This is a genomic window from Streptomyces sp. NPDC050388, assembly GCF_040655635.1.
Taxonomy (GTDB): domain Bacteria; phylum Actinomycetota; class Actinomycetes; order Streptomycetales; family Streptomycetaceae; genus Streptomyces.
The window spans coordinates 1-23,843 of sequence record NZ_JBFAKH010000100.1; the positions used below are offsets into that span (position 1 = coordinate 1).

Annotated in this window: 17 protein-coding genes and 6 pseudogenes; 11 read left to right on the forward strand and 12 right to left on the reverse strand. The window is 70.0% G+C overall.

Annotation, left to right across the window (positions count from 1 at the left end):
• The 7 genes and pseudogenes from AB0I73_RS34995 to AB0I73_RS35025 all read right to left on the reverse strand — a co-directional run.
• Positions 1–1,705, reverse strand: a 1,705-nt coding sequence (locus tag AB0I73_RS34995) for an ATP-binding cassette domain-containing protein (protein ID WP_363044336.1), incomplete at its 3' end; no start/stop codon positions are given.
• A gap of 395 nt (positions 1,706–2,100) precedes the next feature.
• On the reverse strand, positions 2,101–2,370 hold the full coding sequence (locus AB0I73_RS35000) for a hypothetical protein (RefSeq protein ID WP_363044304.1): 270 nt from the start codon (positions 2,368–2,370) through the stop codon (positions 2,101–2,103).
• Positions 2,371–2,395: 25 nt separating this feature from the next.
• On the reverse strand, positions 2,396–3,628 hold the full coding sequence (locus AB0I73_RS35005) for a cytochrome P450 (protein WP_363044306.1): 1,233 nt from the start codon (positions 3,626–3,628) through the stop codon (positions 2,396–2,398).
• Positions 3,629–3,863: 235 nt separating this feature from the next.
• Positions 3,864–4,409: a DUF2690 domain-containing protein gene (locus tag AB0I73_RS35010; protein WP_363044308.1), complete on the reverse strand. Its 546-nt coding sequence runs from the start codon at positions 4,407–4,409 to the stop codon at positions 3,864–3,866.
• Between the two features lie 230 nt (positions 4,410–4,639).
• Positions 4,640–6,073 carry an L-lactate permease gene (locus tag AB0I73_RS35015; protein ID WP_363044310.1) on the reverse strand — a complete coding sequence of 478 codons (1,434 nt, stop codon included), beginning with the start codon at positions 6,071–6,073 and terminating at the stop codon, positions 4,640–4,642.
• On the reverse strand, positions 6,070–6,222 hold the full coding sequence (locus AB0I73_RS35020; RefSeq protein WP_363044312.1) for a hypothetical protein: 153 nt from the start codon (positions 6,220–6,222) through the stop codon (positions 6,070–6,072). The genes AB0I73_RS35015 and AB0I73_RS35020 overlap by 4 nt, the downstream gene beginning before the upstream one ends.
• Positions 6,223–6,383: 161 nt before the next feature.
• Positions 6,384–7,070, reverse strand: a pseudogene (locus tag AB0I73_RS35025) (IS6 family transposase); the annotation flags it as partial.
• A gap of 173 nt (positions 7,071–7,243) precedes the next feature.
• On the opposite strand from AB0I73_RS35025, the gene AB0I73_RS35030 reads away from it, so the two are divergent.
• Positions 7,244–8,272, forward strand: a complete 1,029-nt coding sequence (locus AB0I73_RS35030) for a zinc-binding alcohol dehydrogenase family protein (RefSeq protein ID WP_363044314.1) — start codon at positions 7,244–7,246, stop codon at positions 8,270–8,272.
• A 326-nt stretch (positions 8,273–8,598) separates the two neighbouring features.
• Here AB0I73_RS35030 and AB0I73_RS35035 read toward each other — a convergent pair whose 3' ends face one another.
• Positions 8,599–9,885 carry a GNAT family N-acetyltransferase gene (locus AB0I73_RS35035; RefSeq protein WP_363044316.1) on the reverse strand — a complete coding sequence of 429 codons (1,287 nt, stop codon included), beginning with the start codon at positions 9,883–9,885 and terminating at the stop codon, positions 8,599–8,601.
• A 2,190-nt stretch (positions 9,886–12,075) separates the two neighbouring features.
• On the opposite strand from AB0I73_RS35035, the pseudogene AB0I73_RS35040 reads away from it, so the two are divergent.
• Together AB0I73_RS35040 and AB0I73_RS35045 are read left to right on the forward strand one after the other, a co-directional pair.
• Positions 12,076–12,507: pseudogene (locus tag AB0I73_RS35040) on the forward strand (hypothetical protein); the annotation flags it as partial.
• A gap of 926 nt (positions 12,508–13,433) precedes the next feature.
• Positions 13,434–14,096: a class I SAM-dependent methyltransferase gene (locus AB0I73_RS35045; protein WP_363044318.1), complete on the forward strand. Its 663-nt coding sequence runs from the start codon at positions 13,434–13,436 to the stop codon at positions 14,094–14,096.
• A 126-nt stretch (positions 14,097–14,222) separates the two neighbouring features.
• Here the strand turns inward: AB0I73_RS35045 and AB0I73_RS35050 are convergent, their stop codons facing one another.
• A complete protein-coding gene (locus tag AB0I73_RS35050) occupies positions 14,223–14,675 on the reverse strand; it encodes a VOC family protein (protein ID WP_363044320.1) in 453 nt (150 codons plus the stop codon).
• A gap of 296 nt (positions 14,676–14,971) precedes the next feature.
• Here AB0I73_RS35050 and AB0I73_RS35055 point away from each other — a divergent pair.
• Positions 14,972–15,427, forward strand: a pseudogene (locus AB0I73_RS35055) (DoxX family protein); the annotation flags it as partial.
• A 231-nt stretch (positions 15,428–15,658) separates the two neighbouring features.
• Here AB0I73_RS35055 and AB0I73_RS35060 read toward each other — a convergent pair.
• Positions 15,659–16,081 (reverse strand): annotated as a pseudogene (locus tag AB0I73_RS35060) (inorganic diphosphatase); the annotation flags it as partial.
• A gap of 159 nt (positions 16,082–16,240) precedes the next feature.
• On the opposite strand from AB0I73_RS35060, the gene sufC reads away from it, so the two are divergent.
• The gene (sufC, locus tag AB0I73_RS35065) at positions 16,241–17,005 is read left to right on the forward strand and encodes a Fe-S cluster assembly ATPase SufC (RefSeq protein ID WP_363044322.1); all 765 of its coding nucleotides are present in this window, start codon (positions 16,241–16,243) and stop codon (positions 17,003–17,005) included.
• An 82-nt stretch (positions 17,006–17,087) separates the two neighbouring features.
• On the opposite strand, the gene AB0I73_RS35070 is transcribed toward sufC, so the two are convergent.
• Positions 17,088–17,366: an integrase core domain-containing protein gene (locus tag AB0I73_RS35070; protein WP_363044324.1), complete on the reverse strand. Its 279-nt coding sequence runs from the start codon at positions 17,364–17,366 to the stop codon at positions 17,088–17,090.
• A gap of 318 nt (positions 17,367–17,684) precedes the next feature.
• Here AB0I73_RS35070 and AB0I73_RS35075 point away from each other — a divergent pair, with 318 nt between their 5' ends.
• From AB0I73_RS35075 to AB0I73_RS35085, 3 genes are all read left to right on the forward strand, one after another.
• Positions 17,685–19,214: an FAD-dependent monooxygenase gene (locus tag AB0I73_RS35075; protein ID WP_363044326.1), complete on the forward strand. Its 1,530-nt coding sequence runs from the start codon at positions 17,685–17,687 to the stop codon at positions 19,212–19,214.
• Positions 19,215–19,576: 362 nt separating this feature from the next.
• The gene (locus AB0I73_RS35080) at positions 19,577–20,425 is read left to right on the forward strand and encodes an IS5 family transposase (RefSeq protein WP_363044328.1); all 849 of its coding nucleotides are present in this window, start codon (positions 19,577–19,579) and stop codon (positions 20,423–20,425) included.
• A complete protein-coding gene (locus AB0I73_RS35085; RefSeq protein ID WP_363044330.1) occupies positions 20,422–20,826 on the forward strand; it encodes a hypothetical protein in 405 nt (134 codons plus the stop codon). Before AB0I73_RS35080 ends, AB0I73_RS35085 begins: the two co-directional genes overlap by 4 nt.
• 69 nt (positions 20,827–20,895) lie before the next feature.
• On the opposite strand, the gene AB0I73_RS35090 is transcribed toward AB0I73_RS35085, so the two are convergent.
• Positions 20,896–21,933, reverse strand: a complete 1,038-nt coding sequence (locus AB0I73_RS35090) for a questin oxidase family protein (protein WP_363044332.1) — start codon at positions 21,931–21,933, stop codon at positions 20,896–20,898.
• Positions 21,934–22,444: 511 nt separating this feature from the next.
• Here AB0I73_RS35090 and AB0I73_RS35095 point away from each other — a divergent pair.
• The 3 genes and pseudogenes from AB0I73_RS35095 to AB0I73_RS35105 form a co-directional block, all read left to right on the forward strand.
• A complete protein-coding gene (locus AB0I73_RS35095) occupies positions 22,445–23,284 on the forward strand; it encodes an IS5 family transposase (RefSeq protein ID WP_363044334.1) in 840 nt (279 codons plus the stop codon).
• Positions 23,285–23,319: 35 nt separating this feature from the next.
• Positions 23,320–23,499 (forward strand): annotated as a pseudogene (locus tag AB0I73_RS35100) (transposase); the annotation flags it as partial.
• Positions 23,500–23,715: 216 nt separating this feature from the next.
• Positions 23,716–23,843 (forward strand): annotated as a pseudogene (locus AB0I73_RS35105) (pirin family protein); the annotation flags it as partial.

Here is a 23,843-nt window from a genome sequence, read left to right on the forward strand (position 1 = left end):
GACGCCAGTTGTTGGGGTATCGACTGGGATATGGCCATACAAGATCAACGATCACGGGGCCCGCGAAGCAACGCGTTGTTTCCAGACGGCTTCGGCCACACACGAGCCGCTGCCACTGGCCGCCCGACAGTTCGGCGCCGCCGAACAACTCCCGGGCCAGAAGGGTGTCGAGTCGGCGGGGCAGCTTCTCGATCTCCTCGCGCATGCCGACGGCGTCGATGGCGTCCCACACCGGCTCGTCGTCGTGGGTGCGGGGCTGGCCCAGGGTGATGTTCTCGCGGGCCCGCAACGGCCAGCATGCGAAGTTCTGCGGAACCAGTGAGGTGCGGCTCCACACGGCGTCGGGGTCGGCGTCGGCGAGATCGACGCCGTCCCACAGGACGCGCCCCTTGTCGGCGAGCACGATCCCGGTGATGAGTCTGGTCAAGGTGGACTTGCCGGAACCATTCGCGCCGACGACGGCCAGGATCTCGCCGCGGCGCAGGGTCAGGGAGATCCCCGCGACGGCCGGATCCTCCTTGCCGGGGTAGTGGTAGACGGCCTCCTCGATACGGATCTCGTCGACGCGCTCCGGGATCGTCAGCTCACCCCGCTTCGGGGCGTGTTCGTGAGCGAGGCCGAGGAATGCCCGCATGTCGGCGAGGTAGAGCGAGGTGTGGAACAGGGCGGCGCCGTTGATGACGACCTGGGAGAGCGCGGCGAGCGCGGTCTGGACGGCGACCACCGCGGTGGCCGCGACGGGCAGGGCGATGCGGCCGGCGAGGGAGAGGCCGGCGAGGGTGGCCCAGGTGCACATCAGGAAGAAGCCGCCCAGGGCGCCGGCGGACAACTGGATGCGCAGCATCTGCGGCGCCGCTTCGAGGGTGCGTCGGTCGATGCGGTCGGACAGGGCCTGGTACCAGTAGATCTGGTAGCCGGTCATGCCGTTGGCGCGGATCTCGTCGCCGAAGCGGGAGTGGGTGGCCCAGCTGCGCATCATGGCCCGTACGTTGCGGTCGCCGAGGTTGAGGAAGTGCGTGCGGTAGTCGACACGGGCCGACAGCACGGCTCCCACGCCCGCGGGCAGCACGGCCAGGAGGAGCACCGGCAGCATCAGCGGATGCAGTGCGGTGATGACCCCGCCGGCGGCGATCATGCGGATCAGGGCGGACATGAACCGCTGTGCGTCCTGCACCGTCAGGCGGGTGCGGGTGACCCCGATCTCGGCCGCCTCCTGCTGGTCGGAGAAACCCTCTCTCCCATAGGCGGACGACTCCACACGCAGCACGGCGGAGACGAGCGCCACGTCGGCTTCGGTGGTCAACAGCGGCGTGATGCGTCCGTCCGCGTACGAGGACAGGAGGCCGCAGATCCGGCCGGTGCCCGCGGCCAGGGTCACCACGATCAAGGCGGGGACCGCGCCGTGCAGACGTTCGGAAACGGTGCCGCTGCCGAGGACGTGCGTCATGGCGCGGGCGGTGGAGGCCAGGACGACAGCGGCGGCGATGCCGGTGAGTACCTGGCATACGAGGAGGAGTACGGAGCCGGTCCTGTCGACGGCCCACGCCTTGCGCGCGGTGTGGGCCAGTACGGAGGGCAGGCGTCGGCACATCGCCCCGAAGCCGGCGTCCTCCAGCGGGTTCTGGCCGAACTTGCCCTCGAAGCTGATGGTGGCAGGCGGTGGCGGGGGAGGTGTCTCGGGAGTTTCGGTCGAGGCGGCAGTCACAGTCACCCGGTCCCTCCATGAGGTCGGTGCCGTACCTGGATGGCTCGGCGGTGCACGGCTTAACGACGCTGATCGGGATTCGAACGCGCTCGATTCCGGACGGCGTGGACCCCTTGCGCAGCACGGTCTGTACGGCCCTGGGCCCGCTACGCCGCCCCTGGGCGGTGGCCCGGAATGGCCGAATCGCCGACGCTCGAAACCCCTGTGACGAATGAGGTTCGAGCGGCGGACCGCCCGAAGGCGACGGGATGCCGGCACCGCCCGAGCGACCGATGAATCTGCTGCCTCTCTGCCGTCTGGAAGGTGGAGGTCAAGCAATGTCCAACAGCCGCGCCTCGTAGACGGAACCGCGTCGGCGGTCGCTCGGGGCCTGCTTTTCGGCGCTCGGGCTCAGGTCAGGAGTGCAGGGTGTGCTCACCGGCGTGCCTCTGCCGGGATCGTTGCCTCTCGGTCGGCTCCCAGGAAGCCCAGACGTGGGCCGGCACTACGAGCCGGGTGGCGTCGTCGGCTCCCGTTTGGACGAGCAGTGTGTCGACCTCGGCGCGTACGTCGGCCGGGGCGATGCGGGCATCGCGGGCGACGACGCGGGGCTCCAGGCTGTGGACGAGATGGTCGGCGACACGTCGCTCGGCCGGAGTGAGCGGAGTGATCGGGGCGGTGGTCATGACGGTCTTCCTGGTTGGTTCGGCCTCAGCGTGAGGCCGGGCGCAGGTGCACGGGCAGGGCCTGGTGTCCGTTGCTGATCAGCGAAGGCAGCGGCTGCAGTTCGGTCGCGGGGACGGCGAGGCGAATGTCGGGGAACCGGTCGAACAGCTGCTGCAGGGCAATGGCGACTTCGAGGCGGGCTAGTGGGGCACCGAGACAGAAATGCACGCCGTGACCGAAGGCCAGGTGGTCCTTCGTGGGGCGGATGATGTCGAAGCGGTCGGCGGATTCGCCGTGCCAGTCGGGATGGCGGTTGGCGGCGGCGTAGGAGGCGAGGATCGCTTCGCCCGCGGCGATGGTCTGTCCGTCGGGCAGGGGGATGTCCGTGAGGGCGTAGCGCAGGGGCAGGTGCTTGACGGCGGGCTCGTGCCGCAAGGTCTCCTCGACGACGTCGCTCCAGTCGGCACGGCCGGCACGGAGGTGGCGGAGCTGCTCCGGGTCGGTCAGCAGGGCGGTGATCGCCTGGTCGATGACGTTGACGGTGGTCTCGTACCCGGCACTGATCATCAGCAGGAGCGTGTCGCGCAGTTCTTCGTCCGCGAAGCCGCCGCCGTCGCCCTCGTCGTCGCGGGCCGTGATGAGCACGGAGGTCAGGTCGTCGCCGGGCCGGGCGCGTTTGGCCGCGATCAGATGGTCGAGGGCCCCGTACAGGGCGGCGGTGTTGGCAGCGGCCTGCTCGGTGGTGAGGGTCGTGGCGAAGACACCGTCGACCATGGAGCGGAAGCCTTGGCGCTGGTTCTCGGGGACGCCCATGAGTTGGCCGATCACTGCGATCGGCAGCGGGTGGGCGAGCTGGTCGCGCAGGTCGACGCTCTCTTCGACGGGCAGGGTTTCGAGGTCGTCGAGGAGGCCGGTGATGATTGCTTCCACGGCCGGTCGCATGGCCTGGATGCGGCGGGCGCTGAAGGCCGGCGCGACCATCCGGCGCAGCCTGCGGTGGTCGGCGCCGTAGGCGGTGAACATGTTGCTCGCCGCGATCCACAGGGCGAGGGGCCAGGTGGGGACGGTGTCGGCGAAGGCCGGCCAGTGGGCGCGGCCGTCCTTGGAGACCTGCGGACTGGTGAGTAACTGCTTGAGGAGGGCGGGGTCGGTGATCGACCAGGCGGTCACGCCGAGGATGTCCACCCGGGTGGCCGGACCGCGGGCACGCAGGGCCTGGTGCTCGGCGTGGTGGTCGGACGCTTCGGGGTCGAGGGCGAGTATCGGCTGCTCGGGCATGAGGACTCCTTCAGAGGGTGGTCGGGACGAGGACGGGGAGGGGCTTCCAGGGCGCGGCGGAAGGGGCCGGGGCGCCGCCGCAGATCGCGAGCAAACTCGTCATCACTTCGGGTGAGGACAGCGCCGAGCCCCGCACGTGACAACTGCCGGCCGGCCGGGCCCGACCGGCGACGAGTGCAAAGAACCCGGCCCGGTGTCTTCACCTTCCGGACCGGGCGTCAGGACGACGTGAGACTCACCGCCAGGCAGCAGCCTCGGTGGCCTGCACGCAGTACCTCTCATAGGTGCTGGCACCGCCCCTCTTCGGGACCGCGCAGGCGGTGGCCTGGAACTCTCCGTCCGACACGGCGGCCATGCTGGTGAACTTGTCGTTGCCGTACTCGATCTCGGCGGTCCGCTTCGTGCCGCCGACGAGCTCGACCGTGACCAGGTCTCCGGGGCTGCCGCGCTCGATCCTCGCCCAGACGGCCTTGCAGTCCTCGCTGTAGCGGATCTGGAGAAGAGCGGGATTGCCGACATCGGGTTTGAAGGTGCGGGCGTCCTCGGTGCAGCCCTGACTCTGCGGATTCTTGCCCTCGCAGGCGTCACCGGGGCAGGTCGGTTCGTCCAGGAAGCCCTGCATGACATGATCCCCGAGCGGCGTCAGGACTGCAGCCAGCACGACGCCGACGATGGCGACCACGAGGGCCGTCACGAAGGCATTGCCGAGTCTGCCGGCAGTCGGTTGCGGGGTGGGGTCGCGGGGCGTCATGGGCTCGCCGTCGGTGTTGCCCGTCGTCATGGAGCCACCTTGGTATGCCGGGGCGGAGGGCCAGAATCGTTTCCTGTCACCCCGGGGGCAAGGCGTAATGCGGAAGCGGTGGGAGCACGAGATCTCCCGCACGTGCGCCCCCTCCGGCATGCCGGCGATGCTGACGCCACTTACCGGGCCCCGCCGGGACCTGCCCGGCGGGGCCCGTCCATGGACACGGCCAGAAGGCCGTTGGTGTTCGATGGAGTTCCTTCCACAGTTCAGGCAAGGCTCAGGACGATGACGCCGAGGAGGAGCGCTGTCGTGGCGACGGCGCCGAGCAGTACGGCGCTCATGGCTCGTGGGAGGCGTTCGCCGGGAGCGAGGGCGACGCCGGCAGCGAGGGCGATCCGCGGTGGTGAAGCGATGATGGCGAAGGACCCGGCGACGTTCTGCCCGGCGAGGGCGATCAGCGGGTTCGCGCCGAGACCGGTGGCGGCGGTCGTGGTGGCGGGGGAGAACATCGCGGCGGCGCCCGTGTTCGAGCCGGTGAGGTAGCCGCCGAGAGCGCCCATGGCGGGGATCGCGGCGACGAAGCCGTAGCCGGAGTGCTCCGCAGTGGTGGCAAGATGCTCGGCCATACCGGTCGCGGCCATGACGATCCCGAGGACGATGAACACCAGCGCGTTCCCGGCGATCGGCACCCATCGTCTCAGCCCGTGCCGCACCAGGAGCCACTGATCGGCGGCGGGCAGGCCGGCGGTCGCGACGGCGACAGCGGCGGCGATGACCAGCCAGAGCGCAGGGCTCGCGGTCCATTCGATCGCGTCATGGGTGCCCGTGGCGGCCAGCAGGCCCCTCGTGGCAAGGATGCCGCCGACGATGACGAGGTACGGCACGACGGCTACGAGGAGTGGCCGGGACATGCGCGGCAGCGGGCCGTTGCCGACCCGGGTGACGACGAGGAGACCGGCGATGACCACGGCTGCGGCGAGAACGCCGGCCAGCGGAGTCCCGACCGTGAGGTTCGCCACGAGCAGGGCACCCCATTCGGCAAGGACGACCGCGACGGCCAGAACGAGCTGACGCGGGGCGGGTCGGCCGAAATTGAGGCCCAGCACCGCAACCATGCTGACCACGAGTATCGGCAGGCTGAGCAGCGCCGACCACACCCCGAGCCGGGCGAAGTCCTGCCCGCCGAGCTGCGCGGCGATGAGGGTGCCGGGCCCGAGGGAGCCCCACGGAACCAGCACCAGGCCGAACAGCCCGGAGACGACAGCCTTGACCGGGGTCAGGCCAAGGCGGATCAGCAGCGGGGCGGTGATGACCACGCCCAGGCCGAAGCCGGTGACCGATTCCATGAACGGCGTCATCCCGTAGACGAGCAGCAGCAGCGTCACGGTGCGGTCGGCACCGGTCTCGGCGCCCTCCAGCCAGGCGGCGATCCGGTCCTGCGCACCACCGCGGGTCATCGCTTCGGCCAGCCCGACCCCGCCGAGCAGGAGGACCGCGATCTCCACGACGGTCGGGGCCATCCCCGAGGCGGCGGCCTCGACCTGTGGGCCTTCGAGCGGAAAGGAAACAACGGCACCGACCAGCGCGACGACCAGACCCACGACGCCGGCCCACAGCGAGGCCGAACGGAACGCGAGCAGGGTCAGGACGACGAGGACGGGCGCGAGAGCGACGAGGAAACCGACCGTATCCGGGGTCATAGCACGCTTTCGGCGCCGTCGAGCCGGGCGCTCGGTACCTTGGCGGCAGCATGGGCGGGCGCGGCGCCGTGCTCGGCCGTGTGCACGCGGATGTGGTTCGGGTCGATGCCTGTCCCTCCAGGGGCCGGGGGTGCGCAGCCAGTGAACATCTGTTGCTCCTTGTGGTGAATCAGCGGGCGTGCGTGGTCGAGGGCTTGGGCGGGCGTTGTCACGTCGGTGAGAATGTGACCGGCTGATGGCGTGTCAGGGTGTACTGGGGCCGGATGGCGATTTCGGGTCGGGCCATGGTGGGCCGGCCTGCAGCTTTGGCGATCTGGTCCCGGATCACGAAGCGGATGGTCGTCTCGGAGCGGTGGCCGACGACGGTCATCAGGCGCCGGCGTGGCCTGAAGTGGGGTGAGGTGCCGCTGAAGGCGGACAGGAATCTTCGTGCGGCGCCGGCGCAGCAAAAGCTCTTCATCGCGCGTTCGTGCCGGCGGGTGGGCTGGTGGCTGTTCTCGACGCGGTTGTTCAGGCCCTTGTGCGAGCGGTGCTCGACCGGGCGCGTCAGCTCCCGGCGGGCCACGCCGTGGGAGCGGAGCCTGTCGGTGACCAGCACCCCGGGCACCCGACGCCGCTTCTTCATCGGCTTGGCCATGAACCGCTTGGCGGCCTCGGGCGTCGCGCCTCGGCTGAAGCAGGATGTCCAGCACGTTGCCGTGCCGGTCCGCCGCCCGCCGCGGGTAGTGCCGCTCGCCGTTGATCTTGATGAAGACCTCGTCGGGATGACACGTGTTCCGGGCCGGAGCCGGCGGCAGCGCAGGCCGTCGGCTCCGGCCTGCCCGGACTCCGCGCACCACCGTCGGACGGTTCCGTGGGAGACGAGCACGTCGCGGGCGAGCAGCAGTTCCCCGACCTCGCGGAAGCCGAGCGGGAGGCGGAAGTACCGCCACACGCAGTGGGAGACGATCTCCGCCGGGTACCGGTGCCCCCTGTACGACGGTGGCACGGACGACACGAACGAACCCCTCCCGGCATGACCAACCAGAAGATCATCCCACCCGGCCGGCCAACATGACAGTGCCGCCCTGACGGCCGAGGGCCGTTGCCGCACCAAGCGGCGTGCGGTTGCGGCCTGCCGTTCCGCGGTGAGCGTTTGCCGGACCTGCCGGCCGGCGCCAGGCTGGAAGCATGGTGCGCGCGTCGGCTTCGAACATGCTGACCGGGTGGGCTGTCGAGAGCCCTGGTCCGATCGCGGACGGCCCACTGGTGCCCGTGCGGCGTACCGTGCCCCCGCCGGGGCCTGGTGAGCTGTTGCTGAAGGTCGAGGCGTGCGGCGTCTGCCGCACGGACCTGCACCTTGCCGAAGGCGACCTGCTCCCGCACCGGGCATCGACCGTTCCCGGTCATGAGATCGTCGGTCGCGTGGCCGCCGTCGGCGAGTCCGTCACGGGGTTCCGGGTCGGCGACCGAGCCGGTGGGGCGTGGCTGCGCAGCACCTGCGGTCGATGCCGCTACTGCCGGGCCGGTCGCGAGAACCTCTGCCCGGCCTCCCTCTACACCGGCTGGGACGCGGACGGCGGTTTCGCCGATGTCACCCTCGTTCCGGCGGACTACGCCCACGCGCTCCCGGACGACCAGGACGCCGTGCTGCTGGCACCGCTGCTGTGTGCCGGGATCATCGGCTACCGGGCTCTGCGCCGCAGCGCCCTGCCACCCAACGGCCGGCTCGGGATCTACGGCTTCGGGGCCTCGGCCCATCTGGCGGCGCAGGTCGCCCTGGCTGAAGGAGCAACCGTGCACGTGCTGACCCGTTCGGCACGGGCCCGTGAACTTGCCCTGGACCTGGGCGCCTCCTCCGTGGGCGGCGCCTACGACCGCCCGCCCGAACCACTGGATTCGGCGATCCTGTTCGCACCGGTAGGGGATCTGGTGCCCGTGGCACTGGAGGCACTGGACCGTTCGGGAACGCTCGCCGTGGCGGGCATCCATCTCACCGACATCCCCGTGCTCAATTACCGCCGTCACCTCTTCGAAGAGCGGAATCTGCGCAGCGTCACCTCCAACACCCGGCAGGACGGCCACGACTTCCTGGACATGGCCGCGCGGATCGGTATGCGGGTCACCGTCAGCCCGTATCCGTTGAGCCGTGCCGACCAGGCTCTGAGGGACCTGGCCGCCGACCGGGTCAGCGGCGCCGCCGTGCTCGTGCCCGGATGACCCGCCGCGACGCACTCCTTGGACGTGCCCCGAGAGGTCGCGGTAGCGGGTGACGGAGTGGTGGAAGAAGTTCCGCCGCGAGCGGCGTGTGCTGTGCGACATCCTGTGGGTTCGTCCTGGCTTTCATCTCTCGTTGCTGCAGGTCAGCCCGGCAGACGGAAGCGAGGGATCCGGATAAATCATGACGGGCCCTCAGGATTCCTGAAGAACCGTCATGAGCCCTGCACAGACGCACAGACACACAGGCCGAAGGCGACGAGGTGCCTGCTCAGGCCCCGTGCCGAAGAACCAAGGACCACGGCGAACTCGCGGGACGACGCGCAGAGTCACATGCGCACGTACTCCTCGGTGTCCTCGGCGAAGTCCGTCAGTGCCTGGTCGGTGAGTGTGGGACGGGTCTGCGCGATGGCCTGCAGGTAGTCCTCCGTGCCGGCCGGTGTGTCCTTCCCCTGGGCGACTTCGCGTTCGAAGGCGGTCTGGGCGCCCTTGCGAGCGGCGAACTCGATATCGGCCGGCGTGAACATTGCGCTTGCCTCCACCAGACGGCGGAGATCGACATGGGCGGCGGCGGTCCCGAGGTAGCGCCGCCAGACCGCCGAACGGGCCTGCGGATCGGGCGGGCCGACCGGGATGACGTAGTCGAAGCGGCCGGGCCGAAGGAACGCAGGGTCGAGGAAGCGGACGGAGTTCGTGGCGCAGATCAAGAGGCGGTCGTCGTGGTCACGGAAGCCGGGGATCAGCTTGAGCAGTTCGTTGGTGACTCCATGACTGGGGTCGACAGCCGTACCGGACCGGACAGAAGCGATCTCCTCGACCTCGTCGATGAAGAGAACCACCGTCTCCAGCTCGGCCAGCTCGGTGAACACCTCCCGCAGCGAGGCCGCCAGTCCTCCCTCCCGGAACGACGCAAGCCGGGACGGGAAGAGTTCCACGAAGGGCCACCCCAACCGCGAGGCGACCGCTCGGGCGAAGCTGGTCTTTCCGGTGCCCGGCGGCCCGAAGAGGATGACCGCCTTCGGCGGCCTCACTCCGTACCGCTCGGCCAGCGCGGGCCGGGCCAGCGGCAGCACGATCCGCCGCTCGATGGCTTCCTTCACCTCTTCCATTCCCGCAAGGCTGTCCCACAGATCCCCGGGAAGCATCCTTCCCCCCAGTTCCGCCAGGAGGCCGGCATCGCTCGCGCCGAGCTGCTCGACCTTCTCGTGGAAGACGAGCCCGGTCCGGGACCGGTAGCCTGAACTTTCCAAGGCGACGGCTCCCGTCGCCCCCGGGGCCAGCAGCGCGCCGATCCGGCGGACTCCCTGGGACCGCAAGCGCCGCTCAAGCTCGGCGATCAGGAAGCTCCCGATGCCGCGGCTGCCCCACGTCCCGGCCAGGGCCACCAGGATGATCCAGCCCCTCTCGCCGGAGACCTGCGCCACGCCGACGCCCACCAGCTCGTCGCCGACCACCGCTACCACGGCCGGTCCTGCGGCCCTGGCTGCGGCCACGACCTCCGATACCGGGAAAACGGCAGGAGCCTCATCCACCTGCTGGTTCTGGTCCCAGATCTGGATGGCGCGGTCCAGATCATCGTCGTGGAAGTCCCGAAATCGCCACGCCGGCATCGTCATCACCTTCGAGAGGGGGCCACCACCGCTCCCCGGCTCAGGTAGTGCCCCGCCACGGATCCTTGCTTCATTCTCCCCATGTGCGCCTCCCGGGCGCGCGTCGAACGAGGGTGCCGTTGACGTACAGGGAACCAAGTGGCATGTAGCTCGGCGTGATGTCGGTCCTGGGTGCTCGCCGCCGTTCGGCTCCGCCCCTACGCCCCTACGTCCCCGTCCCTCCTCCCGGACGGTGAGCACGTGCTCCTGATCGTCCTCCTCCATGCCAGGTCCGGCGGGCGGTGGTCTCGGGGTTCGGGGAGTGTCCGAGCAGGGGTGACCGCCACGGCGTTCAGTTTCCTGAACGCTTCGGTGCCCCGGTCAGCGGCCCTGGCGGAACGGGATGTACGCCTCGAAGGAGTCCTCGTCGGTCTCTCCGCGCCGACGCCGTTCGGCCTGGTACGCGGTACAGGCGAGTTCACCCCGCACAGCGGAATCGCAGACCGTCCATCGTTGAACGCTGTGCGGGGCGCGGCAGCTACCGCCGGCTACGGCCTCACCCCAGAAGAAGTGACCCTCCGGTCGGGTCGTCGCTTGCCGCGCTGCGGGCCCTCCCACGCTGTCCTGCCGCCGGATCGGCCCTTCTCCCGGGCGCGACGGCGGCGGCAGGCCCGCCCGACTACTTGGCGCTCTGCTGCAGGCTCCGGCCCCACTCCCGGCCGCGTGGTTCGGTGCGACGGCGCCGCGCTGAGCGGAGCGCCCACGAAGGGCCCGGCCACCTCGCGGCAGCAGCCGCTCCCTCGACCACGGCGGACGGTGCGGTCTGCTCACGCTCGCCCGTGCGGGACGGCGGCAGTACGGCGAGCGGCCCAGTTCCGGCGGGGGCGGGGGCATACGCCGGGCTGGGTCTTCACGGTTGCGCCCGCCACGATCCTGGCCTGACGCCGGTCTTCGGCCGTAGTGGTCGCGCAGAGGGGTGTCCCCGGATTGCCCACACGCCTTGGTTCCGCGGACCTGGAAATTCCACCTCATCGAGGGCCTTTGTGGGCGCGCCTGCGGCTTCCGGTGCCCGCTTGGGGCAACTGTTGCCGTGTCCAATCGGTCCAGGCGCCCGGGCGCCTGCTGTGACAGGAGATCGCTATGCGTGTTTCCCGCTTTGCCGCCGCGCTCGGCGTGGCAGTCGCCGTGGTGCTGGGTGGTGCCGGAGCTGCCGCCGCCGGCGTCGCCGCGCCGGGGGCGACCGGTGCGTACGCCTCGAATGACCACCATCGTGGGGACCGGGGCGAGGACGGGCCCCGGTACCACCACGGGCACGGGAAGGACAGGGACCGCCACCACGGCCACGGGAGGGACAGGGACCGCCGTCACGGGCACGGGCACGGCCACGGGCACGGGCACGGCCACGGCCACGGCCACGGCCATGGGCACGGGCACGGGCACGGTCATGGGCACGGGCACCGCTGACACGATCGCCGAACGTGATGGGGCGGCCCGATCCGGGCCGCCCCATCACCATCGCAGTCGGCCGCGGGACCTTCCCCCCTCCGTAACCAGCCTGTCCTCCGCCCCTACCTGCGGAGAGACAAAGTCGCGCGAGACGCCGATGAGCCGTCGTCTCACTTGATGTTGTCGGCGAGGTGCGTTTCCACCGCCGACGATCGGCTCTTGGACAGCGGCGCCTGGAGATCGACACGCCGAGCCGGAGCCGACCGCTGGTGTCCAGCAAGGATGTCCAACAGCTACCGACTCGGGGCCGCTACAGCGACGCGGGAAGTCGCTGCCCTCTGTGGGCTTTGTAGGGGATGCGCTCGTCGTCGAGGTGACGCTGGTGCAGCGCCGCGCCCCCGAGGGGCGGTTGAACGGGGGCGTGATCCTCGCCGTGACCGGCCTCCTCAGGGGCATCGCCTACGGCGTGGCGGGCGGCGGCCGGCTGGTGGAGCACGCGGGCCCTGCCGCCGGGCGCCTCGCCCGGCCACCGCTGCCGCCTGCGCACTGCCGCTCTACGCGACCCGGCGCGGCCCGCGCGAGCGCCCAAAGGTGCCTCAGTACTGCGCCGGCTTGCGCCACGAGCACTCCAGGTCCCCGTTGCCCTCCGTGCTCCGGACGGCCTTCGGCCGCACCGTCACCGCCCGGTTCTCGTCGGACGAGGCGAGGGTGACCACGATGGCGTCCTCGATGCCCTTGACCGAGTCGGCGAGATAGTTGTTGAGGACGACGCTGCAGGCGAGTTCGCGGCCGCCCGCCGCCGGGCCAACTCACCCCGGCCCGGCCGGGAACGCCGCACAGCAGGCGTTCACCCGGCCCATCCCCACGTCGGCCGGCGCGCAGATGCGTTACCTGGTCAAGCAGCTCAAGGGCACCCGCACCGTGGAGCGGTATGTGAAGGACCAGATCCGCCGGCCCCGCGCCGACCCCGCCCAACGTCTTCAGGACGCGGTCCGCGCCCGTCGGCAGCCCCGCGTCCGCGAGCGCGCCCGGCGCCAGGCTGCCACCGGCCCGGTCGTCGACATCCGGGCCCGGTGCGGCTTCACCGCCGCGCCCGGCACCACCGACGACGCCCGCATCCGCCACCTCACCCTCGCCCTGCCCTCGCAGTACGCGGCCCGCCTGTTCGACGCTCAGGAGACCGGCGCCAGTGAGCAGCACCTGCTGACCGCCTGTCCCTGCTGTCCGGAGCCGGTCATCCGGAGGGGACACCGACCCCTTTCGCGGGCCCACCGCCTGGAACACGTGCCGCTCTGGCGGGAAAACCGCTGCACGAGCGGCGGGCTGGTAGCCCATAGTGGACCGACATCCCTCGAGCAGCCAGAACGGACGGCCGTGACGACCGCCTACAGCGAGACCTCCACCGAGCGCGTCCCCGGACGGGCCTGGACCGTCCGGATCACCGGACACAGCGACCGCTCCGCCACCGTCTCCTGCAGCACCTCCGCCTGCCGGATGCCGCCCCGTTCCAAGGACCTCGCGGCACTGCGCGCGTTCGCCGCCCGGCACGCCGCCGCCCACGCCAGGGCCGCCACCGTCCGCCCCCGCGCCTGGTGCCACTGCGGCTCCCAGCGCTGCGCCGCCCACCCGGATGCCACAACGCACTGCGCGGGCGCCGTGCTGCTCATCCTGCGCCACGACCCCACCATCGGCCGCGTCTGGAGCGTCGAAGAGGTGTGCGAGGCCTGCGCCCCGCTGCTTGCGAACGCCACTGTCCTCGCCCGCGCCGCTCAGCCCCGGCGCCGAGCCGCCCAGCCCACTGCGGCCCAGGTACCGGCCGCCCGGCCCGGCATCCCGGGCGGCTTCTCCGCACCTGCCACCGGCCCCGCCGAGGTCGAGAGCCGGACTGCGCCCGCACGGCGAGGCCGCCGCGCCCCGCAGCGCACCCGTCGCCGGGGCCCGGGCCAGAGCCGCTGACCGCCCGGCCGGGGCAGTCCGCCCCGCGGGGCGCCGGGCGGCCGCACCTTGTCCGCCGCAGGAGGCAGGGTGCGGCGAGGGAAGGTCCACACCGCGGGAGCGTGCCCTGCGGGTTGTCGCCGGTGCCGCACTGGGCGGGACGAGAGGGTGACCCGATCGGTAGGGTCGCGGCCATGGACAGCGATGAGGATGCCCTTTTAACGGAGCAGATCGCCTACTACCGAGCCCACGCGGGCGGATACGACCGGCCCTATGCCGAGCGCGAGGAACTGCGGGAGTTGCTGGCTGCGGCGGACGACCTCCCGATCGCCGGGGACGTGCTGGAGTTGGCCTGCGGAACGGGCCAGTGGACCGGGGCGCTCGCCGCTCGGGCGCGCTCTGTGACCGCCGTCGACGTGTCGGACGAGACACTGGGTATCGCGCGTGCGCGGATCGCTTCCCCCGACGTCCAGTTCGTTCAGGCCGATCTGTTCACCTGGCGACCGCGGCGCCGCTACGACACCGTGTTCTTCGCCTTCTGGCTCTCCCACATCCCACCGTCCCGCCTACCGGACTTCTGGAACACCATCGCCGTCGCGCTGGCACCGCACGGCAAAGCGATCTTCGTCGACGATGGCCCCGCAGAGGCCGCCCGCGAGGAAGTTCTCGTCCAGCAGCCCGTTCCTGTAGTGCAGCGCCGACTCGACGACGGCAGCCCGTATCGCGTCGTGAAGGTCTTCCACGACGCCGGAGAGCTCACGGACAAGCTCGCCGCGCTGGGGTGGTCAGCCGATGTCCGGACCGTGGGCGGCAGCTTCATCGTCGGTACCGCGGAACCGCCGGCCGACCCCGGCTGACAGCCCACAAGGGCGACTGCACCCTGAACCGCGCAGCGAGGATGCGGTTCCGACGGTGCTGAATCGCCACGGCGCCGACCCCCGTTACGCAAGGTCGTCAACGGGGTGAACGTGTCTGATGCGGCACTAGCTGGTACCGGCGGGCGGATCGGCGTAGACGCCGTGCAGCATGCCGGTGGCCTGCCCGACTTCGATGAGATAGCCGTCCGGGTCGCGCAAGTAGCACCGCAGCTCGGCCGTGCGATCGATGGGTGGCGTGAGGAATTCGGCGCCCTTCGCACTCCACTCTCGGTGGCATGTCTCGATGTCGGCGACGCGGAGGTTGAGGAAGCTGCTGACCGTGCTGGGGTCGGTGGGCGGGCGCAGGGTGACGTCTGGCTTGTCCGGGGTGGGGCCGCCGCCCGGGTTCATGATGATCCATCCGTTGCCGAGCTTGATGGTGCAGGGGTTCTCCTCGAGCACCACCTCACCGCCGAGAACGTCGGTGTAGAAGGCGCGAGATCGGGTTACGTCGGACACCGTCAGAAAGTGAGTGAGGAGGAGCCCGGAATCCGGGGCAGGAAAACCATCACGGTGCATACAAGGCCTCCAGGTAAATCGGATCTTTCCCCCCATAGTGGTGGACGGATGTCCGTGGGCACGACTGGACACGGCCGGGAGGAGAGTCGGCCGTGCTGGCCCCCAGGCCCTCCGCTGGCCAGTGCTCGTCGACGTAGTCGCCGCCGGACACGGCAGTACCGGGATCGGCGACGAAGCTGCCCCTTGTCCCGCTTGAAAAGCCATCGGTGTAGGTGGGAGTGGTGCGGTTGATGCGGGGTTTCGACTCGCTCCCCGTCCCTTTCGAACCGGACCGGTCTACCGAAGGAGACCCCCACATGTCCGGACGCCTCAACAACGCCCAGCCGTACGCCCTCGGCCTGTTCCGCATCGTCGTCGGCCTGCTCTTCGCCTGCCACGGCGCCGCTGCACTGTGCGGTGTGCTCGGCGGCGCGGGCGGCAGCGGCGGCACCGCCGAGCCCGGGGCCTGGCCCCGCCGGTACGCGGCCGTGATCGAGTTCGTCGGCGGCGGCCTGGTCCTGCTCGGCCGGGGCACCCGGGCCGCCGCGTTCGTCTCGTCGGGCGCCCTGGTCCACGCCTGCTTCGGCGTGCACCAGCCGGAGGCCCCGGGGCCGCTCCAGAACAGCGGCGAGGGCGCGGCCATGTACTGCGGGGCCCTGTTCCTGCCGGGGTTCACCGGCTCCGGCGCCTTCGGCCTGGACCGGCTGTTCCCCCGCCGCCCCGGCCCGCGGACCGCGGACCGGCGCACGGCCGGACAGAGCCCGGTCGCCGCCCGACGTGCCACGGGCCCACCCCGCGGTGGCCCCATCCCGGTCCTCACCCCTCGGGGGAGGACACCGGCGCGTCCGGGCGGGGGCAACGCGCGAGTGCGACTCTCCTGCTGCCGGGCTGGAGACGGCACCGAGAGCCGAGGCGCGGGCACAGAGCTGAACCTCCTCTTCCAGGGGGCGGCCGCCCGGGGCGAGCAGCCCGGCAAGCCGCGGGAAGCCGCTACTGGGTCGCCAGCCCGCCCAGTGCGATCCTTGGCGCTCTTGCCGGGCGCGAGGTCCTACGGGCCTCGAAGAAGTAGGTGATCTCCAACTCGTCGAAGGCGGGGACGTCCCTTGTGTCCTGGACGTGGGCGTAGCGTGGGTCGTGGGCGGGCATGCAGAGGGTCTCCTCGTCCGGGCCGCGCTCGTCCTTCATGCAGAACATGCCGACAGCCCGGCATTCGATCAGGCATCCGGGAAACGTCGGCTCGCCGACCATGACAAGTGCGTCGAGCGGGTCCCGTCGCGCTCGAGTGTTCCCTCGATGAAGCCGTGGTCGGCCGGGTACTCGGTCGAGGTGAACAGCATGCGGTCCAGCCGGATGCGGTGCAGTTCGTGGTCCCTCCCGCATTCGTTGCGGGATCCCTCGTGGATCTCCACGAGCACGTCGAGTTCCACTGCCTCCTCCTGGTCACGCCATGGGGCCGGGGGCCGTCAGCGGCGTACTGCCGCGGTTTGCGGTGAGCCCCGTCCCCGGCACGCTCCGCGTGCATGTCCATAGTGCCCCGTTGATCGGCCGTGTTCCGTTCCCACGAGGAAGAAGAGGGGTGAGAAGGCATGGCAACGCTGGTCATCGACCACCTGCACTGCCAGGTCCTGACCGACCACGGTCCGAGGGAGATCCTCCGCGGTGTCGACCTGACCGTGCGGCAGGGCGAGACGCACGCCCTCATGGGGCCCAACGGCTCCGGCAAGACCACCCTCGCCTATGCTCTCGCCGGGCATCCCAAATACCAGGTCACCTCCGGCGCAGCTTTCCTGGACGGAGAGGACCTGCTCGCCATGAAGGTCGACGAGCGGGCACGGGCCGGCCTGTTCCTCGCCATGCAGTACCCGGTCGAGGTCCCCGGCGTCTCCATGTACAACTTCCTGCGGTCGGCCGCCACCGCCGTGCGCGGTGAGGCCCCGCGACTGCGCACCTGGCTGAAGGAGGTCCAAGCGGCGATGGAGCGGCTGCAGATCGACCCGTCCTTCGCCGAGCGGAACGTGAACGAGGGCTTCTCCGGGGGCGAGAAGAAGCGCCACGAGATCCTTCAGCTGGAACTCTTGAAGCCGAAGATCGCCATCCTGGACGAGACCGATTCCGGTCTGGACATCGACGCGCTACGCATCGTCTCCGAGGGCGTCAACCGCGTCCGCGCCACCGGCGCGGTCGCCACCCTGCTGATCACCCACTACACGCGCATTCTGCGCTACGTCCACCCCGATCACGTACACGTCTTCGCGGACGGCCGGATCGTCGACTCCGGCGGCCCGGAACTGGCTGAGCGGCTGGAGGAGGAGGGCTACGAGGCGTACGTGAAGAGCGCCGCGAGCCAATGAGCCGGCTGCGGGGCGGCCTGTTGGATGCCAAAAGTCCGTACCTGCGTTGAGCTGGGCGCTTGCCAGAGCGCCATGATCTTCGTCAGGGTGTGTCGCGGTACTCATGGACGAGTCCGCTGAGGACCTCGTGGCGCTGGATCCGTTGGACTGGGAGTGGGATGTCGTCCGGGGCGTCGGCCGGTGCTCGAAGCTGCAGGGTCCGGTGCGGCCTTCTGGAGTCGTCATGCCCGGCGTACTCGGCGAGGACACGCCGTGCGTGTTGCTCGTTGTAGGGCAGCAGCCGGTCGGTGCAACCGGCCCGCACGCTGTGGATGAACCTCTCGGCACGGGCGTTCATCGCCACCGCCGAGGGGTCGTGCACGCGGGCTCTCCCTGCAGCGATGACTTCACGAGCCCCACAGGGGTCCGTCCCGACGTCTGGTTTCGAAGGTGTTCATCCGCTGGCTGCCCAGCAGCGGCAGCAGATGGATCGGCAGCAGGGAGTCCCGAACCTGCATCAGACCCGGCCCCCAGATCCTCGGCGGCGTGCTCAGCGAGTACCGCTACATCGCTTGACCGGCGACGATGACTTTTCGAACGGCGCACGCCCGGTCCCCCTTCTCGTCGTAGCGGGGCACAGGCTCGACGTGGTACGCGTCGAACGATCTCGCGCGTGTCTCGTCTCCCCTACTGTGGACCCATGACGGCACCGCTGGACGTGCTGGTGGTGGGAGCGGGCCCGACCGGTCTCGCCCTCGCCGCGCAGCTGCGCGCGTACGGGGCCCGGTTCAGGATCGTCGACCGTTGCCTCGACCGGGCGCGGGAGTCGCGGGCGCTTGCCGTCCAGCCCCGCACCCTGGAGGCGCTGGCGGGCTTCGGGGTGACGGACGAGCTGGTGGCCCGGGGCAACCCGGCGATGCGGCTGCGGCTCCACCTGCCCCGCCGCGTGGTGGCGCTGCGCTTGTTCGACATCGGACTGACCGACACCGCGTACCCGTTCCTGCTGTTCCTCTCGCAAGCCGAGACGGAGCGCGTCCTCTCCGAGCACCTGGCCGCGCGGGACGTGACGATCGAGCGTGGCACCGAACTGGTCCGGCTGGAGGCGACGGACTCGTCCGTCACCTGCCGGCTGCACCGCGGTGACGGCTCGCAGGAGGCCGTGGAGGCACGCTACGTCGTGGGCTGTGACGGCGCCCACAGCACCGTGCGCAGCCAAGCCGGCATCGGATTCGGGGGACACGCCTATCCGCAGACGTTCCTGCTCGCCGACCTGGAGGTCGACGGGCTGGAGCCGGACTCCGTGCATTCGTACCTGAGCGGGGCGGGGATGGTGTTCTTCTTCCCGCTCGGCTCGCCGGCCGGCTGGCGCATGCTCGCGATGCGACCGCCCGACACCCCGGAGGCCGAGGTGGGCCTGCCGTTGTTGCAGGAGATCGCCGACCGCTACACCGGTGAGCGGCTGACGCTGCGTGACCCGGTCTGGATGACCGACTTCCGCCTCCACAACCGCGGCGCCGCCCGCTACCGCTCCGGCCCCTGCTTCCTGGCGGGCGACGCGGCCCACATCCACAGCCCGGCCGGCGGGCAGGGGATGAACACCGGCATCCAGGACGCGCTCAACCTCGGCTGGAAACTCGCCCTCGTCCGCCGGGGTGCGGCGCCCGAGGAACTGCTGGCGACGTACGAGGCCGAGCGGGCCCCGGTCGGCCGCAGCGTGTTGCGTTTCACTGATCGCGCCTTCACCATCGCCACCAGCAGCAACCCCGTCCTCCGCGTCGGCCGTGCCCACATCGCCCCGCGTCTGGCGCCACTGGCGCTACGCGCGGCCGGGATCCGCGGACGGCTCTTCCGAACCGTCTCCGAACTGGGCATCCACTACCGGCGCAGCCCCGCCTCCACGACCGGCTCGCGACCGCCCGAGGGCGGGCCGAGAGCCGGGGACCGGCTGCCCGACCTGCCCCGCGGACTGCAGGCGCGTACGACGGCGCCGGGCTGGCACCTGCTGTTGTCCGGACCACCACGTCTCTGGCCGGACGAACGGCTCTGCCCGATCCTGGAAGGGCGGGGCGGCCTGGTCTCCGTCCACCGGCTCGGCGAGCAGAGCCCGTGGCCGGGCACCGCGCAGGGACTCGTTCGCCCCGACGGCTACCTGGGCTATGCCGCACGAGGCGCCGACTTGGACGGCCTGCGGGCCTACCTGGACCGCTGGCAGCCGACAGGCCGCCGTTGATCTCACCCGCCGCAATGCGGCCGGTGGCCTCTCCGACCGCAGACCCTGTGTCTGAGTACCGGTTGCACGTCCGGTTGCGGCCGGCTACGAGCGCCTGTGCGGGTGCCTCCACCACTGTCTCACCAAACGAACCCACTACGACGAAGCCATCGCATTCCCCATGGCCCAAGTCCCTCAATTCTCTTTTGCCGCTTGACAGATCAACCGCATCGGATGTCTCTTTCCAAGGTCCTGACCTCGATGCCGGGCATCGGCGCCAGAGGGCAGTTCGTGACTCTTTGAGCGGTTTTGGTATCGCCTGAAAGTGTGGGTGTGGATGGAAGTCCGCCGGTCCGTAGCCGGTGGTCTGTTGGGGTGGCGGGGTGAGTGAACGCAAGCCGTACCCGAGCGACTTATCGGACGAGCAGTGGTCGTTGATCGTGCCGGTGATCACCGCGTGGAAGGACCGGCACCGTTCGGTGAGCGGCCATCAGGGCGCTTATGCGATGCGGGAGATCGTGAACGCGATCCTCTACCAGGGCCGGACCGGCTGCCAGTGGGTCTACCTCCCGCACGACCTGCCGCCGAAGAGCGCGACGTACTACTACTTCGCCGCTTGGCGCGACGACGGCACTGACCGGGTCATCCACGAACTCCTGCGCTGCCAGGTCCGCGAGCGGGCCCGCCGATTAGAGGACCCGACCCTGGTGGTCCTGGACACCCAAAGTGTTCACGCGGCTGCCGGGGTCCCCACTGCCACGACCGGCCGGGATGCGGCGAAGCGGGTGCCGGGCCGCAAGCGGGGCCTGGCCGTGGACGTGCTCGGGCTGGTCATCGCGGTGGTGGTTCTGGCCGCGAACACGCACGACAACGCCGCGGGGATTGCCCTGCTGGACCAGGTCGCCGAGCACGCCAGCGGCACCGTCGAGAAGGCCCTGGTCGACCAGGGCTTCAAGAACCAGGTCGTCGCGCACGGCGCCGGCCTAGGCATCGACGTGGAGATCGTCGAGCGCAACCCAGAGGAGACCGGCTTCGTCCCGCAGTCGAAGCGGTGGAGGGTCGAGCAGACCTACGGGATCTTGATACTGCACCGGCGTCTGGTTCGCGACTACGAACACCGCCCGGCCTCCTCCGCGTCCCGCGTCTACTGGGCGATGACCCACGTCATGGTCCGCCGCCTCACCGGCGCGAACGCTCCCACCTGGCGTGATGAGCAGGCGGTAAATGCGTGAACATCCAGCCCCTGCTCGAGGCACTCGACGTCCAGGAAGACGCTGCCCGGGCCCTGGCCGACGACCTGCGAGGACAGATCGGCGAACTGCAGGGCCGGCTGCGGGAGGCCGAGACCCACCTCGAGCACCTGTCGATCACCCGGAAGACCGTCACCGCTCTCGCTGACCGGCCTCCCGTCCAGGCCGCCTCGGCCGACCTGCCCGAGCACCCGGACTACCCCCGCATCCTCGCCGTCTTCCACCAGGCCACCGGCCCGCTGCGGGCCCGCGACGTCTGCGAAGCCCTCAGCCACGAACTGCTGCCCAAGAACATCGAAGGCGCCCGCGCCAAGCTGAAACGCCTGGTCAAGCTCGGCATCCTCACCGAGATCGATACCGGCAACTTCGCCCGGCAGCAGTAGCCGACCAAGACCCGCGACCAGCGCAGGCTCGGAAAACCCTGCCTGGGGCCAAAGCCAAAAGCCGCGGCGTCAGGGCTCGTCGATCAGCTCGGTCGCGCGAAGCACTGCGGTGAGGGCATCGGGGCGGCCTGTGCGTTGGTGAACGTCAAGGCAGGTGTCGGCGAGCTTGATGACGTGTTCGTCCTGGTGGCGGACGGCGAGGGCGAAGGTCTCTTCCGCTGACTGGTGGGCGGTGGGGAGGGCGTGCCGAGGTGTGGGTGCGGCGGGGGTGTAGGCCGCGGTCACGGCCGCGCTGGCCGCCCAGGCCGCGTGCAGGCTCATGGCCCACTGGGTGCTGGGGAGTGCGGGCAAGGTACGCAGGACGGCCATGGGTGCGGTTGCGGCGTGCACCAGCATGACGGGCGAGCCGTGCGCGTTCGGGAGGTAGTGCACGGCGGCAGCCGTCGTCAGATCGGCCAGCAGGTCCCGGGCCTGCCCGGCGTCCGCGGCGGGTCTCAGCGCGGCCAGCGCGATCGGCCAGCCGGTCAGGTCGGTGAGCTGGCCGAGCCGGTGGTTGATGCCCGCGGTCTGGTCGGGAACGCGCGGAACGCCCGCGAGAGCGGACGCCGGGTCGGCGGTTCCGGAAGGGGTGGCGGAGGGCACCCGCTGCCAGCGCGCCGCCCAGTAGCCAAGAGCTTGGCCGAGCTCGGCCAAGCGCGGTCCGTCCTCGTGGTCCAGCAGGGCGTGGACGGCGTGGCCAGTACGGATCACCCCGTGGGTGGCGCCGGCCGCGATGCCGGGCAGAAGCCGTGGCCACCACGTCTCCAGTACCGCGCGCCAGGGCTGTTCGGTCACCTCGCGTTCGAAGAACACAAGCCAGTCACCGAGACGGTGAGGGTCCCCAAGCGCCGTGCGCCATTCGGCGGCGGTGATGGGCGAGGCGCCGCGGGGCCGATCGTCCAGCCGGCTCATGTAGAGGTCCAACCAGCGGTGGACCTGTCGCGCGTGTCCGCGTCTGACCATGGATTCCACCGCCATGGGACCGTGATTGGTCAGCCAGCCTTCGAATTCCGGTCCGGTCCGATGCAGCCGTTCGTAGGCCTCGTCGAGCGTGCTGTCGATTTTCATGTGATCTGACTCTAGCCACGCGATGATGCGCCACCATCGGTCCAGGGATCTAGACGCGCCCCTACACCGGACTTAGGACCTTCAGACGGACACCCACATCCAGATCGGCCCGACCGGCAAGAAGCTGCTGCCTCTCGAAGGTATCCGGGCCAAGCTGAAACGCCAGGTCAGCCGCGGTGTCCTCACCGAACCCGAGCCCGGACTTTTTACCCTGCCGCGGTCTACTCGACCCGCACCACAGCCCGCCTCAACCTAGGACCCGGCGAAAGCTCACAGAACGCCCTCTGAGAGGGCGTTTAGGCAGGTCAAGGGCCATACGCTCCTTATGCGAGTGTCCCACTTCATCGCGGATGACCCGATGCGCGAAGAGCATCGCCCGGCGGGGCGATAGCCTCGCCACCCGTCTCATCCGCTTCTGGGTTCGGAAACCCGTCTGACGTAGAGATACAGCAGAACCTCCCAGCCGTCAGCGGAACGAGAAGTTCCGGCACGCCCATGCTCAGGCTGTGCTGTGAGTGAGCGCAAGCCGTACCCCAGCGACCTGTCGGACGCCCGATGGGCCCTGATCGAACCGACGTTGACGGCCTGGCGGAATGCCCGTCTCGAACGTCGCCCCACCGGCCAGCCGGCGAAAGTCGACCTGCGCGACGTGTTCAACGCGATCCTCTACCTCAACCGCACCGGAATCCCCTGGAAATACCTCCCGCACGACTTCCCCGGCCACGGCACCGTCTACTTCTACTACGCCGCCTGGCGCGACGAGGGAATCTTCGCCCAGCTCAATTACGACTTCACCGCCCTGGCCCGCGTCAAGGAAGGCCGGAAGCCCGAGCCGACCGCCTCCGCCATCGACACCCAGAGCGTCAAGACCTCCACCAACGTGCCCCTGACCAGCCAGGGAACCGATGCCGCGAAGAAGATCGTGGGCAGGAAGCGCGGCATCCTCACCGACACCATCGGCCTGATCCTCGCCGTGACCGTCACCGCCGCCGGCCTCTCCGAAAACGCCCTGGGGATACGCCTCCTCGACCAGGCGAAGAAGACCTACCCGACCATCTCCAAGAGCTGGGTCGACACCGGCTTCAAGAAGACCGTCGTCGAACACGGCGCGAAACTTGGGATCGATGTCGAAGTCGTCGACAAAAACCCCGGAACCCGTGGCTTTCACGTCCTGAAAAGACGTTGGGTGGTGGAGCGGAGCATCGGTTGGATCATGATGCACAGACGTCTTGCCCGCGACTACGAGACCCTCGCTGCCAGCTCCGAAGCCATGATCCACATCGCCTCGATCGACAACCTCGCCAAGCGCATAACGGACGAAACTACGCCAACCTGGCGAGGGACTTACTAGAACATAAGCAGCAACTCGGTCACATTAAACGCCCTCTCAGGACCGGAGCACGGGTCCTCATCGACGTCGGTGACGGCAGCAGCTTTCCGTCCGCTGCCCACCTCGCCGCCTGTGCGGGTCTCGCCCCGGCAACCCGCAGTTCGGGTTCGCCGATCCGCGGCGAGCGACCCTCGCGGAGAGGGAGTAAGCAGCTCAAACGGGCTTTCTTCCGCTCCGTCTGATGGGGCCTGCACGGGCGACGGAAGCCGAGGTACTCACCGACTTGGCGCTGCGGTCCAAGGCGCATTGGGGCTGTGACGTCGAGTTCCTGGGAGCGTGTCGGGACGAGCTCACCGTTGTCGCGAACGAGGTTGCACGCCGACGAGCCATGGTGGCTGACAGAAACGGTCGCATCCTGGACTTCACGACTCTTGAGGGGGAGCCGCTCGCAGGTGTTCTGGAACTGGATCGGCCGGACCCAGGAGGAGATCGAACAGGCCCGCCGGGACTGGATGACCGGTACCCGCTTCGGCGAGGTGAAGGGCTACGACGGCGCCCCGCTGCCCGCTCCGGAGCTCCC